This window comes from Sorangium sp. So ce363, from assembly GCF_051520435.1.
Lineage (GTDB): Bacteria > Myxococcota_A > Polyangia > Polyangiales > Polyangiaceae > Sorangium > Sorangium cellulosum_B.
This window is the reverse complement of record NZ_CP150333.1, coordinates 3881414-3899667: the sequence shown is the minus strand read 5'-3', so window position 1 is coordinate 3899667 and position 18254 is coordinate 3881414. Positions and strand designations below refer to the sequence as shown.

At 75.7% G+C, this 18254-nt stretch carries 8 protein-coding genes; 4 read left to right on the top strand and 4 right to left on the bottom strand.

The window, feature by feature from the left end:
* Positions 1 to 470 precede the first annotated feature (470 nt).
* Positions 471 to 3614, top strand: coding sequence for a PD-(D/E)XK nuclease family protein (locus WMF12_RS14910; RefSeq protein ID WP_437872187.1), 3144 nt, complete (start codon positions 471 to 473; stop codon positions 3612 to 3614).
* Positions 3611 to 7678, top strand: a complete 4068-nt coding sequence (locus WMF12_RS14905) for a UvrD-helicase domain-containing protein (protein ID WP_437872186.1) — start codon at positions 3611 to 3613, stop codon at positions 7676 to 7678. Before WMF12_RS14910 ends, WMF12_RS14905 begins: the two co-directional genes overlap by 4 nt.
* A gap of 71 nt (positions 7679 to 7749) precedes the next feature.
* On the opposite strand, the gene lon is transcribed toward WMF12_RS14905, so the two are convergent.
* The 4 genes from lon to WMF12_RS14885 form a co-directional block, all read right to left on the bottom strand.
* Positions 7750 to 10164 (bottom strand): endopeptidase La, encoded by a 2415-nt coding sequence (gene lon, locus WMF12_RS14900; protein ID WP_437872184.1) that lies wholly within the window; start codon positions 10162 to 10164, stop codon positions 7750 to 7752.
* A gap of 52 nt (positions 10165 to 10216) precedes the next feature.
* Positions 10217 to 11068: a hypothetical protein gene (locus tag WMF12_RS14895; RefSeq protein WP_437872183.1), complete on the bottom strand. Its 852-nt coding sequence runs from the start codon at positions 11066 to 11068 to the stop codon at positions 10217 to 10219.
* 76 nt (positions 11069 to 11144) lie between these two features.
* Positions 11145 to 13121 (bottom strand): hypothetical protein, encoded by a 1977-nt coding sequence (locus WMF12_RS14890; protein ID WP_437872181.1) that lies wholly within the window; start codon positions 13119 to 13121, stop codon positions 11145 to 11147.
* Positions 13121 to 14116 (bottom strand): PEGA domain-containing protein, encoded by a 996-nt coding sequence (locus WMF12_RS14885; RefSeq protein WP_437872180.1) that lies wholly within the window; start codon positions 14114 to 14116, stop codon positions 13121 to 13123. The genes WMF12_RS14890 and WMF12_RS14885 overlap by 1 nt, the downstream gene beginning before the upstream one ends.
* 175 nt (positions 14117 to 14291) lie before the next feature.
* Here WMF12_RS14885 and WMF12_RS14880 point away from each other — a divergent pair, with 175 nt between their 5' ends.
* Together WMF12_RS14880 and WMF12_RS14875 are read left to right on the top strand one after the other, a co-directional pair.
* Positions 14292 to 16046, top strand: a complete 1755-nt coding sequence (locus WMF12_RS14880) for an OmpA family protein (protein ID WP_437872177.1) — start codon at positions 14292 to 14294, stop codon at positions 16044 to 16046.
* Positions 16047 to 16134: 88 nt separating this feature from the next.
* On the top strand, positions 16135 to 18225 hold the full coding sequence (locus tag WMF12_RS14875; RefSeq protein ID WP_437872176.1) for a thrombospondin type 3 repeat-containing protein: 2091 nt from the start codon (positions 16135 to 16137) through the stop codon (positions 18223 to 18225).
* Positions 18226 to 18254: the final 29 nt, after the last annotated feature.

Below are 18254 nucleotides of genomic sequence, written 5' to 3'. Positions count from 1 at the left end.
GCGACAGAGCGCCCAGCCACCCCTCCTCCCCTTCTTTCCTTCCGTCCACCCTTCCCCGCTCGGTCTACCGAGGCGGCTCACGCCCCCGTCGTGACGCCCGGTCGCCTCCGATCGCCGCCGCCCACCGCTGAGCCTGTTGAAAACCCCGGAGCGCCCCGGGCGTGCTCCGGCGCGCGCTCGCTGGGTGCAATTCCGCAGATCTACGGAGGCTACGGCCCAGATCGTCCAGGGTTCCCAACAGGTTTTTCAACACGCATTCCGATTTCCCCACAAGAATTCCCACATTCCGCGAGACTTTTTCAACAAGGCGCGCCCCCGGCGGAGGTTGCGAGGGGACGGATGCATGAAGTAAAGCGTCTGCCGAGGTACCCCTTGCTGGACGTGCATTCAGATGCGCCGGCGCCCTCTCAGCCTCCTGCCGTGGCGGGCGCCTGCGCTTCCCGGGAGCGGCGCTCGGCCGTCTCGCGGTGGTGAGCAGAACATCGCTCCTCATTGTCCCGACCGAGCGGCACGTTGAACGCGAGCTCGCCTCTCTCGATCTGCGCGACGCGCGCACCGCGGACCAGGAAATCCGCTCACGGTGGAGCTTCGTCTCCGAGGCGCTCGCCCTGCTGGCGCCGGACGCCGCCATAGCGAGCCCTCACACCACCCGCCTCGCCACCCGGCTCGCCCTCGACGCCCTGCCGCCGGATCGGCTGCGGCAGCCGGCCGAGCCTGCCGCGCGCGTCGCGCTCGCGCACGCCCTCGACCGCGCCCTCGGGAGCTTCCGGCGCGCAGGGACCTCCCCGGCGGAGCTGCGGGCGCTCGGGACCCCGTACGCGATCGCCATCGCCGAGGTCCTCGATCGGGCGGACGCCGCCCTGCGGGCAGCGCGCCTCGTCGACCCGCGCTGCGCGGGGTTCCTGCTCGCGCGGGCGCTCCGCTCGGCCGGCGCGTCCGCCGCGCTCCCGCTCCCGCGCAAGGTCGCGATCCGCGGCGCCGTGGCCTGGGAGCCCGACGATCTCGCCTGGGTCGAGGCGCTCCACGCCGCGGTCCGCGCCCGCGGCGGCGCGGGCGTCACCGTCGAGCTGCCCGCGCTGCCGGACGACGGCGCGGCGCCGGTCGCCGACGCCCTGGAGCGGCGCTGGGCCTCGCTCGAGGACGCGCCGGAGATCGCGTGGGTGCCCGATGGCGGAGCGGAGCCGCTCGCCGCCATCGCGGCGAGGACCCCGGAGGGCGAGGCGCGCGCCGCCGCCGCCGAGGTGGCCGCCGCGCTCGGCCGCGGGATCCCGCCCGAGCGGATCGCCCTCATCGTGCCGGCGCTCGACGACGCCGCGCTCGAGCCCCTCCGCGCCGCCCTCGCCGACGCGGGCGTCCGCTCGTCGGAGCCGCGCGGCCGCGCCGCCGCGAGCTGCCCCGACGGGCGCGTCGCGCTCGCCATCCTGCGCCTCGCCGTCGGGCCGGTGCGCCGCGAGCAGGCGATCGAGATCCTCCGCGCCCCCGGGGTCCACGCCGGCGCCTGGATGGACCGCACGTCCGCCGCCGAGGCGGAGCGGCGCTCGACCGACCTCGCCCACCGGCTGCGCGACGTGCCGGTCGAGGTGGATCGCACGGGCCGGCTGCTCATCGACGGCCTCATCTCGGTCGTGGCGGCCCGCCGCGCGGACCGCCGCGCAGGGACGGCGCGGACGCCGCCGGCGACCGCGCAAGAGGCGCTGAGCGACGCGGAGCTCGCCCTGGGCCTTTCGGTGCTGGGCGGCGCGGACGGCGACGAGGACGGCGACGACGAGGCGTGGATGCCGCACGCGCTGGAGCGGCTGCTCGCCAGCGCCCGCTGGATCGGCGAGGCGACGACGCGGCCCGAGATCGTGCGGCGCTTCCTGTCGCTCCTCGACAAGCTGGGCTTCGGCGAGCCCGGGATCGAGGAGCTCCGCGCCGCGCTGCGCGGCGAGCGGCGGAGCGGCGGCGGGCTCGCGCTCGAGGCGATGGGCGCGATGGGCGCGATGGGTCAGAGCGCGCGGGCCGCGCGCGCGATCCGCGAGCAGGCCGAGGCGCTCGCGCGGGCCGCGTACGACCTCGGCTGCGAGGAGCGCCCCGCCACCGCGGCCGAGATCTACGCGGAGCTCGAGCGGGCCGCGGCCGAGCAGGGCGCCGGGCCGCGCGGCGACGCCGGCCGCGCCGGCGCGGTGCGCATCGACGTCGCCGCGGGGTTCACGGCGCTCGAGCACGACGTGGTGGTGGTGACCGGGCTCGACGCGCGCGCCTACGGCGGCAGCCCGGGCGCGGACGAGACGCTGCTCGGCGAGGCGCTCCGCGGGAGGCTACCGGCGCCGAGCCGCCCCGCGACGGGGCGCGAGCGCCAGGCGGCCCAGCGCGCGGAGCTCGGCTGGGCGCTCGCCGGCGCCCGGCGCGTCGCCCTCCTCTTCACGCGCGGGGACGACAGCGAGCCGAACGAGCCGCACCCGCTCTTCATCGCGGCCGCGGCGGCCGGCGCGCACCAGCGGACGGAGCCCGCCTCGCGCGTCGCCCCGGACGCGGCGCCCCTCGGCCCGCGCGACGCGGAGCTCATCGCCCTCGCGGGCGGCGGGAGGCCGGCGGCGGACCTCGCGGAGCGGATCCGGATCGAGCGCGCCCGCGCGGACTTCTTCCTCGATCCGCGCGCGCCGATCGACCTCCACACGGGCCGCGTCCTCGTCGACCGCGATCCCGCGCTCGCCGCGCAGCTCAGGGCCGCGATCGGCGGGGCGCACCCCGGCAGGCCGATCGCCGTCACCCACATCGAGCGCGCCGTGGGCTGCGCCTTCGCGGCGTTCGCCCGCCGCGTCCTGCACGTGCGCCGCGCCGAGGATCTCGCCGAGTCGGCCGACGCGCGCGAGCGCGGCACGCTGATCCACCGCGCCCTGCAGGCCTCGTTCGAGGCGCTGCGCGAGCTCGGCCCGGAGCGCGATCCGGCCGAGCAGCTCGCGGCGGCGCGCGCCGCGGCCGAGGCGGCGCTCGGCGCCTCGGCGCCCATGGCCCCGCTCCGCCGCGAGGCGGTCGAGAAGGCGATCGCGGACGTGATGGAGGTCGTGGCCCGCACCCTCGACGGGGAGGACGCGTCGCCGGAGCTCCACTTCTTCCTGGCCGAGCGGCGCTTCGGCGCCGGAGAGCCGCCCCCCTGGCAGCCGCTCGAGCTCCCCCCGCTGTCCGACGAGGAGGGCGGCCCGAGCCTGTGGGTCGACGGCCAGATCGACAGGCTCGATCGATCGACCGACCAGCGCGTCGTTCGGGTCGTCGACTACAAGACCGGCAAGCTCCCCGACGCCAAGGAGCGGCGGCGGGCGCTCCAGCTGCCGCTGTACAGCGCCATCGCGGCGCGCGCGCTGGGCGCGGAGGAGGTGCGGGCCGTCTACATCGGCGTGCGCCAGCGCGGGCTGATCGAGCTGTGGCCGCGCACGGCCGAGGACCAGCGCGCGCTCGCCGAGGGCTGGGCCGAGGCCGCGCGCACGGCGCGGGCCGCGGTCGTCGCGCTCTGGGAGGGCAAGGCCGCGCCGCGGCCGACGCTCTCGACGATGTGCGCGCGGTGCGACGCGCGCGACGTGTGCCGCCGCCCCGCGGTCGTGCCGAGCGACGAGGCCGCGGAGGAGGTCGCGTGAGCGACGCCCCGCGCGGCGCGGAGCTCGCCGAGGGCGACGCGCTCATCTACGCCTTCCGCCGCAACGTCGTGGTCGCCGCGAGCGCCGGCACCGGCAAGACCCACCGCCTCACGGCGCTCTACGTGCTGCTCACGCTCGGCCTCACCTCCCTCGGCCTGCCCGACGCAGCGTCCGCCGCGCCGCCTGTGCCGCCGGACCGCATCGTCGCGACGACGTTCTCGCGCGCCGCGGCGCGGGAGATCGCCCACCGCGTCGAGCGCTCGCTCCGCGAGATCGCCCGCTGGAACGGCGAGGCGGACATCCCCTTCGCCGACATCCTCCGGGCGCGGCAGGCGGCCGTCGCCGGCCTCGCTGGCGCGGGCGGCGGCGCGTCGCTGCCCGTCGCCGAGCTGCGCAAGCGCGCGGAGGAGGCGCTCGCCCGCCTCCCAGCCGCGCGCATCGACACGCTCCACGGCGTCGCCAAGCAGATCGTGGACCGGCACGCGATCGCGATGGGGCTCTCGCCCTCGGCCCGGATCCTCGACGAGGAGGAGGCGCAGGCGCTCAGCGACCTCGCGGTCGACGAGGCGCTGAGCCGCGCGCTCGCCGAGGGGGGCGAGCGCGCCGAGGCCGCGCGCGCGCTCATCGCCGCGACGGGCGGCGTCGAGGCCGCGCGGAGCGAGGTCACGCGGCTGCTCGACCGGCTCGACGAGGACGGCCTCGCGCCGCGCCGGCTCGCCGTGTCCGACCACGCCGCCGAGGCCGGCGCGCTCGCGCGGGAGCTCCGCCGCCTCGCCGCCGAGAGCGCCGCGCTCGGCAGCGCCGCCTTCCGCGCGCCGGCGGCGGCGCTCGTGGCGGCGCTCGGCCGCGAGGACGGCGGCGCGCCCTTCCCCGCGAGCGCGGCGAGCGCCCCGCTCATCGAGCTCCTCACGCAGCGCAAGCCGCACAAGAGCAAGTCCACGCCGGCCGACGAGGCCCTCATCGCCTTCCGCGAGGCGCTGCCGGGCGAGACCCACCGCGACAAGGCGCAGCAGCTGCTCGGCTTCCTCCGCGAGGCCCCGGCGCTGTCGCGCCGCGAGGCGCGGATCGTCGAGCTGCTGGAGGAGATCCGCGAGCGGCTCTCGGCGATCCGCCGCACCGAGGGCGGCCTCGGGTTCGGGGATCTCCTGCGCGCCGCCCGCGACGGCCTGCGGGACGATCCGGCGATCGGCGCGGCGGTCCGCGGCTCGGTCGACGTGCTGCTCGTCGACGAGTTCCAGGACACGAGCGCGGTGCAGCGCGATCTCGTGTACCTCCTGCGCGAGCGGGACGACGCCGCCCTCTCGCGCCCGGCCGGCGTGGCCCCGACGGCGGCCGGCCTGTCCGGTCATGGCCTGTTCCTCGTCGGTGATCGCAAGCAGTCCATCTACGGGTTCCGCGGGGCCGACGTCTCCATCTTCTGCCGCGTCTGCGCGGAGCTCGCCGGCGCCGCCGCGGGCCGCGCGCTCGAGCTCGCGGCCGCGCTCTGGTCGCCGAACCCGAGCGCCGATTTCGTCGCGCTCCGCGAGAGCCGCCGGTCGACGCCCGAGCTGCTCGCGTTCATCAACGCCTTCTCCGCGCGCGATTTCGCCCAGGATCGCGGCGCGGGCGACGGCGACGCGGGCGCGCCCCCGGCCTCGCCGCGCGAGTTCGAGATCGCCTACAGCGCGGCCGAGCACCTCGTCGCGGCGCCGGGCAGGGCCGCGGAGGGCCCGACGGACGTCGTGCTCGTCAGCGACGGCGGCGGCGCTCCGGACGGGGTCGACGCCCTCGTCCGGGACGCGCGCGGACAGCTGCGCGAGGCGCTGATCGCGGCCGCGTACATCGCGCGGCGCGTCCGCGGCGCGGGCGTCGCCGGCGCCGCTGGCGGCGACGGCGCCACGGACCGCGCCGGCGCCGCGACCGGCGATCTGCGCTTCCGCGACGTCGCCGTGCTCACCCGTCGGAGGAGCACGATCCCGCTCGTCGAGCTGGCGCTCGCGCGCCTCGAGATCCCGTACGTGGTGGCCGGCCGCGCGCTCTTCGACGCGGCCGAGGTCCGCGATCTGGCCGCGATCCTCCGCCTCCTGCTCGATCCGCGCGATCGCCTGGCCCTGGCGACCGTCCTCCGCGGCCCGGTGGTCGCGCTCTCCGACACGTCGCTCGCGCTCCTCGCGCCTCCTGGCCGCGGCCTCGCGGTCCCGTTGCTCGGCCGCTGGCCCGCCGCCGCGCTGGCGCAGGGGGTCTGGTCGCCCTCCCCGGACGACGCCGAGCTCGACGACGGGCGCCCGCTCCCCGTCCTCTCGCGCCTCCCCGCGGGGGATCGCGAGCGGCTCGAGGCGTTCCGCGCCCGCTATGCCGGCCTGCGCCGCGCGGCGCTCCGCTCGACGCCTGGCGAGGCGATCCGCGCCGCGGTCACCGCCTTCGATCTCGACCGCGTCCTCGCGGCGCTCCCTCGCGCCCAGGCCCGCCTCGGCAACGTCGATCGCCTGGTCTCCATCGCCCGCCGCCGGGGCGGCTCGCTCGCGAGCTTCGTCCGCTGGCTCGACCGCCGCATCCGCGACGAGGCGGACGAGCCCGAGGCCGCTGTCTTCTCGCCCGAGGACGACGCCGTGCGGCTCACGACGATCCACGCCAGCAAGGGGCTCGATTTCCCGGCCGTCGTGCTCCTGGATCTCAACGCGGAGCCCCGCGCGGCTCAGCCTGGCCTGAGCTACGTCCCCGCCGCCGGGGACCGGCCTGCCGCCCTGCTCGTGCGCCACTACGCGCGGGTCATCGACGGGCGGTCGCGGACCGGCTCGCTGCACGAGGCCGAGGCGTCGGCGCGCGGGCCGTCGTTGCCCGTCAGCACGCCCGCGCTCCAGGCGGCGCGCGCCGAGGTGCGGGCGCGGGAGCGCGCCGAGCGGCAGCGGCTCACGTACGTCGCGATCACGCGCGCCCGCCGCGAGCTCGTGCTCGTCGGCGCCGAGGCGAAGCCGCGGAGCGGCTCGGCGTGGCTCACGCTGAAGGCGGCGGTCGACGCCGAGCCCCGGGCCGCGGCCGCGGTCGACGCCGAGCCCCGCATCACCGCGGCGGACCTCGGCATCGAGGCCTCCACGCTCGCCGGCACCCTCCGCGCGACGCTCGACGCCAGCTCGCTGCTCGCCGGGGCGAAGGCGCCCGCGCCTGGCACCGACGCGTACGCGCGCGCCGCGCCGGCCCCCCGGGCGCCGCCGGCGATGGGGCCTGCCCGCGCGCAGACCGTGCTGGTCGCGGCGGCGTCCCTCGCGGCGTTCCAGGCGTGCCCGCGCCGCTTCCGGCTGCGCCACCTCCTCGGGATCGGCGAGCCTGCCGGCGAGGGCCAGCTCGGCCTGTTCGACGTCGAGGGCCCGCCCGAGCTCCCGGGCGAGGAGCGCGTCGAGCTCGAGGACGGCGCGGACCCTCGCCCTCCTGGCCGCGCCGTGCACCGGGTGCTCCAGCGCTGGCCGCGCGCGCGCTGGGGTCAGCCGACCGAGGCCGAGGAGGTCGTCGCCCGCCTCGCCTTCGAGGGGTTCCCGCCGCACGGCCCCGACGTGCTGCGCACCGCGGAGCGCGTCGCGCGCTTCCTGGACGGCCCCTACGCGCGGCAGGTGCGCGGCGAGGAGGCGTCGCTCCTCCGGGAGGAGGCGCTCGTGCTCGACGTCGAGCCCCAGCGCGCCGGACGGCGGCGCGGCGCGAGGCTCGCGCTCTCGCTCGCCATCGATCTCGCCGTCCTGCACCCGGGCGGCCTCATCGACATCGTCGAGTACAAGCGCGCGCGCCCCCGGGCGGATCTCTCGCCGTACGAGCTCCGCCTGCGCGCGTGTGCGCTCGCGCTCAGGAGGCGCCACCCCGACCGCCCCGTCCGCGCAGGCGTGCTCTTCGTCGGCGCCGAGGTCGAGCCCGTGTGGCTCGCGGCTTCGGGCCCCATGGGGACCCTCACCGACGACGAGCACGCGCGGTTCGAGCGCGAGCTCGCCCGCCTGGCCGAGCGCTTCGCCGAGGCGAGGGCGGAGGATCGCTTCGACGGCGTCCCGGTCGAGGCGTGCCGCAAGCTGCGCTGCGGCTTCGCGCGCGCCTGCCACGGCTAGCGTCGCCGCGGCCCCCGGAACGCGCTCGAAATCGAACGAAGGCGGGACGGCGCTCGTGGAGCGCCCTCCCGCTACGCCCCCGCCTGCTCCTCGAGCTCCTCCTGCGACGCGCTCTGCGCCGGAGCGCGCCGCGGCGGCTCCAGCACGAGCGGCAGGATCTCCTCCATCGACGACACCATCGTGATCTTGATCTGATCCTTGACGTCCTGCGGCACGTCCTCGAGGTCGCGCCGGTTCTTCACCGGGATGAGCACGTGCCGGATCCCGGCGCGGTGGGCCGCGAGCAGCTTCTCCTTGACGCCGCCGACCGGCATCACCCGCCCGCGCAGCGAGATCTCCCCCGTCATCGCGACGTCGCTGCGCACCGGCGCGCCGAGCAGCAGCGACGCCACCGCGGCGAACATCGTCACGCCCGCGCTCGGCCCGTCCTTCGGCGTGCCGTGCTGCGGGATGTGCACGTGCAGATCGATCTCCTTGAGCCACTCCGGATCGAGGTGCAGCCGATCGGCCTTGCTGCGCACGAAGCTCACCGCCGTGCTCGCCGACTCCTGCATCACGTTCCGCATGTTGCCGGTGAGCACCACGTTGCCCTTGCCCGGCATCTTCGTCGCCTCGATGAAGAGGATCTCGCCGCCCGCCGGCGTCCACGCGAGGCCGGTCGCGACCCCGGGCTGGAGCGTCCTCTCGGCGATCTCGGGGCGGTGCTTGTGCGGGCCGAGCACCTGCTCCACGTGCTCGGGCGTCGCCACCTCGCGCACGTCGTGGCCCTCGGCGACCTTCACCGCCGTCGCGCGGCACACCGCCGCGATCTGCCGCTCCAGGCCGCGCACGCCCGCCTCGCGCGTGTAGTGGTCGACGACCGCCTCGATGCCCGGCTCCGTGAACTCCAGGCGCTCGTCCGTGAGCCCGTGCGCCGACAGCTGCTTCGGCACCAGGAACTCCCGCGCGATCCCCAGCTTGTCCGTCCGCGTGTAGCCGGGCACCTCGATGACCTCCATGCGGTCGACGAGCGGCCCCGGGATCCCGTCCCAGTTGTTCGCGGTCGCGAGGAACATCACCTGCGACAGATCGAACGGCAGGTCGAGGTAGTGGTCCTGGAACGTCGAGTTCTGCTCCGGATCGAGCACCTCGAGGAGCGCCGCCGCCGGATCGCCCCGCAGGTCGACGCCCATCTTGTCGACCTCGTCGAGCACGAGCACCGGGTTCTTGGTCCCCGCCTTCTTCAGCGCCTGCAGGATGCGCCCGGGCAGCGCGCCCACGTACGTGCGCCGGTGCCCCCGGATCTCCGCCTCGTCGCGCACGCCGCCGAGCGCGATCCGCTCGTAGCGGCGCCCCATGCTGCGCGCGATCGACTTGCCGAGCGACGTCTTGCCGACGCCGGGCGGCCCGATGAAGAGCAGGATCGGCCCCTTCTTGTCGGTGCGAAGCTGCCGGATCGCCGAGTACTCGACGATCCGCTTCTTCACCTTCTCCAGCCCGAGGTGATCCTCGTCGAGGCAGCGCCGAACGCTCTCGACGCTCAGCTTGTCCACCGTCGTCTTGGACCACGGCAGATCCGCGATCCACTCGAGGTACGTCTTGGTCACGTTGAACTCGGCCGACTGCTGCGCCATCGAGCGCAGCCGGCTGAGCTGCTTGCGGACCACCTTGTCGACCTCCGCCGGCACCTTGGCGCGCCGGATGCGCTCGCGGAGCTCCTCGATCTCGTCGTCGTCGCCGCCCTCGCCGAGCTCCTCCTTGATCGACTTCATCTGCTGCCGGAGGATGTACTCGCGCTGCGACTTGCCCATCTCCTCCTGCACCATGGAGGAGATCTCCTTCTTGACCCGCAGCACCTCGAGCTGGCGGCCGACCATCGCGAGCACGAGGCGGACGCGCGCCTTCACGTCGAACGCCTCGAGGATCTCCTGCTTATCGCCGACCGAGGCCTGCGCCTGCGGGAAGTTCGAGGCGATCAGATCGGCGAGCGCGCCCGGCTCGCGCACGTTGTCGAGGATGCCCGCCGTGTCGCGCGGCAGGTTCGGCATCAGGCCGAGCACCTCGCGCGTCGCCTCGCGCAGGCCCGCGCCGAGCGCCTCGAGCTCCACGTCGCGCACGAGCGACTCCGGGATGCGCTCGATCCGCGCGCGCATGTACGGCTCCAGCGAGAACGCCGACTTCACCCGGAAGCGGCCGAGCCCGTTCAGCACGACCGAGTAGTTGTTCGGGCCGAGCCGGATGACCTTCACAACGCGCGCGACGGTGCCGACGGAGTAGAGCTCCTTGAACGTCGGCTCGTCCACGTCGGGCGACCTCTGGCTGATCACGCCGACCAGCGCGCGCTCGCGGCCGAGGAGATCCTCGACGAGGCGCACGCTCCGCGGCCGGCCGACGTTGATCGGCACGACCGACATCGGGAACAGCACCGAGTTGCGCAGCGGGAGGATCGGGACGCTATCCGCGTCGGGCGAGGGAGGCGTTCGCGAAGAAGGATCGCCGGTCGGCATGCAGACAACCCTAGTACAGCGCTCTTCTCGAAGCCATGACGCGGGCGCGCCGCTAGAAGTCCTTGATCTTCCAGACCCCGTGCTCGCGCGTGAAAGCGACCGTGCCGCCGGCGCCATAGGCCATGGACGCGCTGTCCCCGGTCTCCTCGATGGTCGCGGTCGGCAGCGCCGCCTTGATCGCCTGGACGACCCGGTTGATCTGCTCCTTCTGCGGCCCCTCCCAGGCGCTCTTCAGCTTCTCGGGCGTCAGCTGCGCCGCGGCGGCCGCGGCCCTGACCGTCCCGGGCCGACCGCCAGGCTTCTGCGCCGCGTCAGCTCCCGCGGTCCCCGGCGCGGCTCCAGGTCCGGCGGGCTGCGCCGGGCCCTCGCCGCCGGCGCGCGCAGCGCCCGCCTCGCCGGGCGCGCCTGCCTCATCGGGCGCGGCGCCCGCGGGCTCGACGAGGCCTTCCCTCTCGGCGTCGGGAACGTAGCGCATGATCACGTCGTAGCGCCTCCGCTCGAAGGCCCGCAGGAACCCCACCAGCGCCTGCCGGGGCGTCGCCTGACCGTAGAGATCGACCGCCGCCGCGTCGAGCCGCCAGCGGCCGCCCTCGAAGACGAGCAGGAGCTCCTCGCCGTTCGGCATGGTGACCGTCGCGGTCACCACCGGATCGGCCGCGGGCCGCGCGATGGCGCGGGCGATCTCGAGCGCGTCGTCCGGGTTGTCCCGCACCGCGCGCCGGAAGGCCTCGAGCGACATCGACCGCTTGGCCTCGTCCGAGAGCAGCCGGTAGGCCGCGTCGACGCGCCCCTCCTGGAGCGCCTGCGCGTAGGCCCGGAGCGTGTCGCTCGGGCCCTGCTGTGCGTAGCTCGATCCACACGCGGGGAGCGCGAGGGCGAACAGGAGAAGCGCCGTGCGTTTCACGGATCGCGCCATAGCACACGCGGCGGCGAGCGCGCAGGCGGCGCGGCGCCGCCCCCTGCGCTCGCCGCCGTCCCCGTCACTTCGCGCGCTTCAGCACCGCCCCGTCCCTCACCGGCGCGCCGTCGCTGCCGTCCGGCGATCCCTCGTTGATCCAGTAGACGGTCGCCTCGTCCACCACGATGTCGCCCGGCCGCGCCTGCCCCGAGGCCAGCACCTCCTGCTCCCCGCCCCCCTTCGGCATGCGCACGACCGTCCCCGCGTCGCGCCGCGTCCAGTACACGTGCCCCTCGTCCACCGCGAGGCCGTTCAGCTGGCCCTGATCCGACACGATCTCCTCGGGCGCGCCGGCCTCCGCCCCGCTCAGATCCGCCCGGAAGACGCTGCCGCCCTCGAAGCTCGCCCAGTAGACCGCCGCCGCGCTCCCCTCCCCGTCCACGTCGAGCGCGATCTCGCGCGGGGTGAGCTGCTCCGCGGCGATCGTCACCGAGGCCTCTCCCACGCGGCACGCCACCGCCCCGTCGGTCCTGCCCAGCGTGCCCTGGTACGTCCAGCACACGGTGTCCCCCGCGCTGGCCACGCGGTAGGGCGACGAGAACGCCGTGCCGGGCGGCGTCAGCTCCTCCGGCGCGCCGAGCGCGACCTCCGCGCCGCTGCCGCTCAGCTGCGCCCGGAACACGCCGCCTCCCCAGAGCTCGGTCCACGCGAGCGCGCCGCCCGAGAGCGCGAGCCCCTCGGGCTGCTCCAGATCCGCGAGCAGCACGCGCGGCTCGCCGCCCGCGAGCGGGACCACCCTCAGCGTGCCGTCCTCCGCGTTCGTCCAGAAGGCCACCTGCCGCACCTCGTCGATCGCGAGATCCCGCGGCGAGGCCTGCGTCGCGCCGAGGATCAGCGGCTCGCCGCCGTCCACGGGCGCCGTCTTCAGCGCCCCGTCCTCCTGGGCCATCCCCTCGCCGTCGAACGTGGCGCCCGCGATCCACGTCACGCCGCCCGCCGCCACCTGCAGCGACACCGGGTGGACCTGCGCCACCGCCACGGGGACGGGCGCCGACGCGTCGGGCTCCGTGGACTCGCCGCCCCGCAGCGCCGACCACGGGCCGCACGTCGGCAGATCCGTGCCCTTCCTGCGGCACTGCCCCTCGCCCGCCGCCGCGATCGCGAGCCCCGCGAGCTTGCCGCTCTGCGCCCGCCGGCACACCTCGACCGGCAGTCGGAGCACGTTGCCCTCCTCCACCCGGAAGCCCGCGTCGCTCTCCGCGTCGAGCGGCACGAAACACGCGCTCTCGCCGCAGATCCCGCCGCCCTGCGTGAGCAGCGCGACGTTCACGTCGCCGCTCGGCGCGGCGGCCCGGCAGACGGTGCCGTCCGCGGCGAACGCCTCGAGATCGACCGGCGCCGACGCGGCGCCGGCGAAGCACTGGAGAGTGTCGAAGCAGAGCCCGTCGCCGTCGCCTGCCCCGCCGCCGAACACGGCCACGGCCTCGTAATCGGGCAGCTCGCGCGAGTCGACCTCGCGCGGCACGCACGAGCCCGCGACGCAGCTCTGGCCCTCGGGGCAGCTGTTCTTGACGAGCACGTTGCCCTCCGCGTCGCGCAGCGCGTTGCCCTGCTCGTCGCGCTCGACCTCGGCCGAGCCGTCGCACAGGAACTGGATGGGCATGTGCAGCGTCGCCGTGCGCCCCTCGGGCACGGTCGTCAGCACCTCGCGGAGCAGGCGCACCCCGTCCTTCCCGCCGCGGCTCGCGATGACGCGCACCCGGAGCGCCTGCGACGGGTCGTCGGGCGTGAGGAAGCCCAGCGTCGCCGGCAGGAGGATCGACCCCTCGCTCCCGAGCCGCTCGAACGTCTCGTCGTAGACGACGGACCCGTCGAGCGTCGCCTCGATCCGGACCGTATCGATGTCCTTCGGCAGCGACATGTCCGTCTGGAAGACGACCATGAGCTGCCCCTTCTCCCCGCCGCAGGCCGAACCCCCCGCCGCCGCCGCGAGCGAGAGCAACACCACCGCCGACATCGGTCCCGTCCGCTTCGTCCGCTTCGTCCGTTTCATCCGCATCAACGTCTCCCTCCGAAGCCGAGCGGGACCGTGCCCAGGCTGCCCTGCTCTGCCGGCGTCCCCGGCTCGAAGAGCAGCGAGCCCGCGACGAGCGCGCCCGCGAAGATCGCCGCGCCGCCGCCGATCCAGAGCCACTTGCTCGCGCCGCCCCGCTGCGCGGTGCGCTCCAGCGACACGTCGATCCGGCGGCGCTCGTCGTCGCGGACCAGGATCTGCGCCTCGTGCGGCGTCATCCCCGGCGCCGTCACCCGCAGCGCGTGGGTCCCGCTCTGCACCGAGCCCTCCCAGCGGCCCTTGCCCACCACCTTGCCGTCGATCGCGATGAGATCGTCCTGCCCCGCCGCGATGGCGAGCCGCCCCCGGTTCACCGCCCGGTCGAGCCGCGCCACGAGCGCGACGCTGTCGCCGCCCACGACCTTCACCTGCCGGACGAAATCGACGAAGCCCGGCTTCGACACGCGGATGCGGCGCTCGCCGATGTCGATCGGCACCGGCGCGGCGAGCGGCGTCGTCCCGACCGGCTCGTCGTCCACGAACACCGCGGCCCCCGGCTCGCTCGCCCTGACATCGAGGAGGGACACGAAGATCCCGGCGGCCTTGAGCAGATCGGCGATGTCCTGCCTGTCGCGCGCCGACAGCGCGGCGCCCGCCTCGGCCTCGATCCGGCGCAGCGTCGCGAGCATCGTCGCGTAGCGCCGCAGGTTCTTCTGGCAGAGCGCGACCTTCCAGAGCAGCCGGTGATCGCGCGACAGCTCGTAGGCGCGCTCGTACCGCGCGAGCGCGCCCGCGTAATCGCCGTCGTCGAACAGCGCCGCGCCCGCCCCGTGCTCGGCCCTGGCCATCCCGGTCAGCGACTCCGCGAGCGGCGTCTCCGCGGGCGGCGTCGCGGCGGGCACGGCGGGCGCTGGCTGGGCCGCGGCGACGCCCGCCGCGAGCCACACGCCGAGCGCGGCCGCGATGGCGCGCCCCCAATGGCCCAGGTGCTTCCCTCGCATCGATGCTCCTTGCTGGCGGAGGCACGCCGCGATGGCCGCGCTCCGACTCTCCGACTCTCCACCTCGGATTACCGCGATGCTATCCGATGCACGCGCCGCACGAGCAACTGTTGGAAACGTCTCGGACAAATCGCCTTTGCTCCGCTTGCGGTGGCGGGGATACCATCCGGCGCCCATGAGAGGCTTCATCACGGTGGGCGCGGCGCTCGCGGGCGCGCTGATCGGCATCGCCCTCGGCCCGTCCTCCGCGCGCGCGGAGGGGCCTGGCGCCGTCGCGCTCAGCCGGTTTGAGCCGACACCCGCGGGTGATCCGCTCTTCGGTGTGCCGTCGCCGTTCATTGGAGGGCACCTGGTCCCGCGCGGGCTCGCCCTGTTCGACCACGCGGAGGATCCGCTCACGCTCGGAGGCGGTGCCTCGCCGGAGCGGGCGATCGTCGGCAGCCAGTCGCTCCTCCACGTCGGCGGCTCCCTCTCGCTGTGGGATCGGCTGCTCGTCTCGGCGTCGCTGCCGCTCGCGCTCGCCCAGAGCGGCGACGGCGCCGCGGCGGCGGCCGGCGCGGGCGCCCCCGAGGCGCCGTCTTCCCCTGCGCTCGGGGATCTGCGCCTCGGCGTGCGCGTCCGGCTGCTCGGCGACGACGGCGACCCCTTCCAGCTCGGCACGAGCGCGTCCCTGCACCTGCCCACGGGCAGCTCGGACGCGTACGTCGGCGAGGGCGCGGTCCGCGTCACGCCGCAGCTCCTGCTCGGCGGGCGCATCGCGCGCGTCGTGTGGAGCGTCGCGGCCGGCGCGGTGATGCGGAGCTCCGAGAGCCCCTCGACGCTCGCTTATGGCGGCGGCGCGGGCGTGCTCCTCTGGGACGAGCGGCTGCAGCTCGGCCCGGAGGTGTACGCCGAGACGATGCTCCAGGGCGGCTCCCTGTCGCTGACCGCGCGCGAGCGGGTCGAGGTGGAGAGGACGACGAGCGCCGAGCTCCTGCTCGGCGCTCGTCTCCGCCCCCTCGCTGGCCTCGTCGTCGGGGCGGCGGCCGGTCCGGGCATCGGCGACGCGATCGGCACGCCGTCGTTCCGCGCGATGGGGACGGTGGCGTGGGCTCCCCCGGCGCCGCCGCCCGCCGGCGCGGCGGCGGACGCCGGCGCGAACGCGGATCCGGACATGGACGGCATCCCCGGCGCGCGGGACGCGTGCCCGTACGCGCACGGCCCGGTCAGCGCCGACGCGAAGAGGAACGGCTGCCCCGTCGAGGACGAGGACGAGGACGGCGTCGCCGATCCGGACGACCTCTGCCCCCGGGCGGCCGCGGGCTCCGGGGGCGGCGATCCGTCGCGGCGCGGCTGCCCCGCGGACCAGGACGGCGACGGATTGCCCGACGCGCTCGACGCGTGCCCCGCGGAGAAGGGCGACGCAGCGGGCGGCGCGACGCGCCCTGGCTGCCCCCCTGGTCCTCGCCAGCCCACGGACCAGGACGGCGACGGCCTGCCCGACGACGCCGACGCGTGCCCGCGCGAGAAGGGCCCGGCGAGCGGCGACGCGCCCGCGAGCGGCTGCCCGACGCGGGTGCGGGTGCAGGGCGAGCAGATCGTGCTGCTGGAGCCCGTCGTGTTCCGCGTGCTGAAGAATGACCCGGCGCCGATCGATCCGAAGAGCGAGGCGGTGCTCGCCGAGGTGCGCGACGTCATCGAGCAGCACCCGGAGTGGGTGAAGATCGAGGTCTCCGCGCACACGGACGGCGCCGGCAACGCCAGGTTCAACGAGACGCTCTCGACCGCTCGCGCGGAGGCCGTGCGCCGGTGGCTCGTCGGGAAGGGCATCGCGGCCGAGCGGCTGGTCGCGAAGGGATACGGGGCGAGCCAGCCGATCTCGGACGACAGGAGCGCGGCCGGGCGGGAGAAGAACCGGCGCGTGCAGCTCCTCGTCCTGGAGAAGAGATAGCCGGCGGGCGACGTCGGAGCGCTGACGAGCGCGTCAGGCCGTCTGGCGCGGCCCGGGGAGCAAGAGAGTGATGATGAAGCGAACCGTCATGGCCACAGCAGTCGGCGCCGCGCTGGCCCTCGCGGCGGCGCCGCGGAGCGCGGCGGCGCAGTGCGCTGTCACAGGGCCCGTTCAGGCGCTCGTCGATGGTCTCAACTTCCGGTGGGACGTCGGGACGGAGGGGGTGATCAGCGACGGGACCGATGACGCCTTCGACAGCGGCATGCTACTTCGGGTGGACGGGGTCGCCTTTCCTGCCTCGGCCCGGGTGGAGGAGATGGACGGGAGGCAGTTCGTCCACGGGCCGACGCTCCTCGGCGATCTGGAGGTCACCCGCAAGGTGTACGTGCCGACCGACGAGGGCTGGGCGCGCTTCCTGGAGATCCTCCACAACCCCACCACCCGAGAGCGGGCAACGGTCGTGCGGATCGAGACGAACGTCGGATCCGACGGCGCTACCACCATCACGCAGTCGCACACCGGCGATCTGGAGTTCACGCCGGCGGATCGATGGCTCGCCACCGACGACGCCAACGACATGGCGGGGGATCCGAGCCTCTTTTTCAATTTCTACGGGCCTTCCGCGGTGATCGCCCCGGGGAGCGTCGGGATGGCCACCTTCGACTGCGCGGAGACGCAGGGGCCCGTCGTCGAGTTCACCCTGCAGCTGCCGCCCGGAGAGACGCGGGTCGTCATGCACTTCGGCGGCCAGCGCGCGAGCCGGGCCGATTCCCACGCGGGTGCGGCCCGCCTCGACGCGCTCCCGGCGCCGGCGCTCGCCGGGATGTCGGTGGCCGAGCGGGCCTTCGTCGTCAACTGGGACGTGGACGGCGACGACGACGGCGTGAAGGACCTCGACGACAACTGCCCGTCCGCGCCGAACCCGGCTCAGGCCGACGCCGACAGCGACGGCGCGGGCGACGTCTGCGATCCCGACGACGACGGCGACGGCGTCCTCGACGGCGACGACAACTGCCCGCTCACGCCGAACGCCGATCAGTCGGACCTCGAGGGCGACGGCGCGGGCGACGCCTGCGATCCCGACGACGACGGCGACGGCGTGCCCGACGGCGTCGACAACTGCCCGTCGGCGCCCAACGCGGGGCAGGAGAACAACAAGGACGAGTCGCCGCCGGACGAGAGCGGCGACGCGTGCGACGACGACGACGACAACGACCGCCGGGGCGACGAGGCCGACAACTGTCCGCTCGTCCCCAACCCCGATCAGGCCGACGCCGACACGGACGGCCGGGGCGACGCGTGCGACCTGAACGCGCTGGACAGGGACGACGACGGCGTGGAGGACGGCGTGGACAACTGCCTCTCCATCCCGAACCCCGACCAGTCCGATCTCGACCGCGACGGCGAGGGCGACGCGTGCGACGGCGACGACGACGGCGACGGCGCGTCCGACGGCGGCGACAACTGCCCGCTCACGGCGAACCCGAGCCAGAGCGACGGCGACGACGACGGCTACGGCGACCGGTGCGACGACGACGACGACGGCGACGGCGCGCCCGACGACGGCGACAACTGCCCGTTCCTCTCGAACGAAGGGCAGGAGGACGCGAACGGCGACGACGTCGGCGACGCGTGCGACTGCAGCGCGCCGGCGAAGCCTGACGGCACGCCCTGCGACGACGGCGACCCCTGCACCCGGACCGACGCCTGCGACGGCGGCGTCTGCAAGGGCGCCGATCCGGTCGTGTGCGCGCCCTCCGGGGACGCCTGCACCTCCGCGCAGTGCCACCCGAGGCACGGCGAGTGCGCGCTCTTCCCCAACGAGGGCGCCCGCTGCCCCGGCGGCACCTGCGTGGCTGGCGGCTGCGTGCCCGATGACGCCGGCAGCGGAGGCGGCGGCGCGGGCGGCGAAGACGGTGCGGGCGGCGGCGACGCGGGCTCGGGCGGCGGCGACGCGGGCTCGGGCGGCGGCGACCCCGGGGCGGGCGGCGTCGGAGGCGACGGCGGCGAAGACGGCTCGGGCGGCGAGGGCGCCACCCTCAGGCCGCTGCGCGGCGACCCCCGGGCGCACGGCAACGGCTGCGGGCTCGCGGCGGGCGCCGACGGGGCGGCGGGCTCGGCAGCGGCGTGGCTCGCCGCCGCGGCGCTCCTCGCGCGGTGGCGGCGGCGGCGCGGGTGACGCGCGCCGCCGGGCCGTCCGTCACGTGA

Coding starts and splice junctions, on each gene's coding strand:
- lon (WP_437872184.1), bottom strand. CDS start 10,164: ATGCCGACCGGCGATCCTTCTTCGCGAACGCCTCCCTCGCCCGACGCG.
- WMF12_RS14890 (WP_437872181.1), bottom strand. CDS start 13,121: ATGCGGATGAAACGGACGAAGCGGACGAAGCGGACGGGACCGATGTCG.
- WMF12_RS14885 (WP_437872180.1), bottom strand. CDS start 14,116: ATGCGAGGGAAGCACCTGGGCCATTGGGGGCGCGCCATCGCGGCCGCG.
- WMF12_RS14880 (WP_437872177.1), top strand. CDS start 14,292: ATGAGAGGCTTCATCACGGTGGGCGCGGCGCTCGCGGGCGCGCTGATC.
- WMF12_RS14875 (WP_437872176.1), top strand. CDS start 16,135: ATGGCCACAGCAGTCGGCGCCGCGCTGGCCCTCGCGGCGGCGCCGCGG.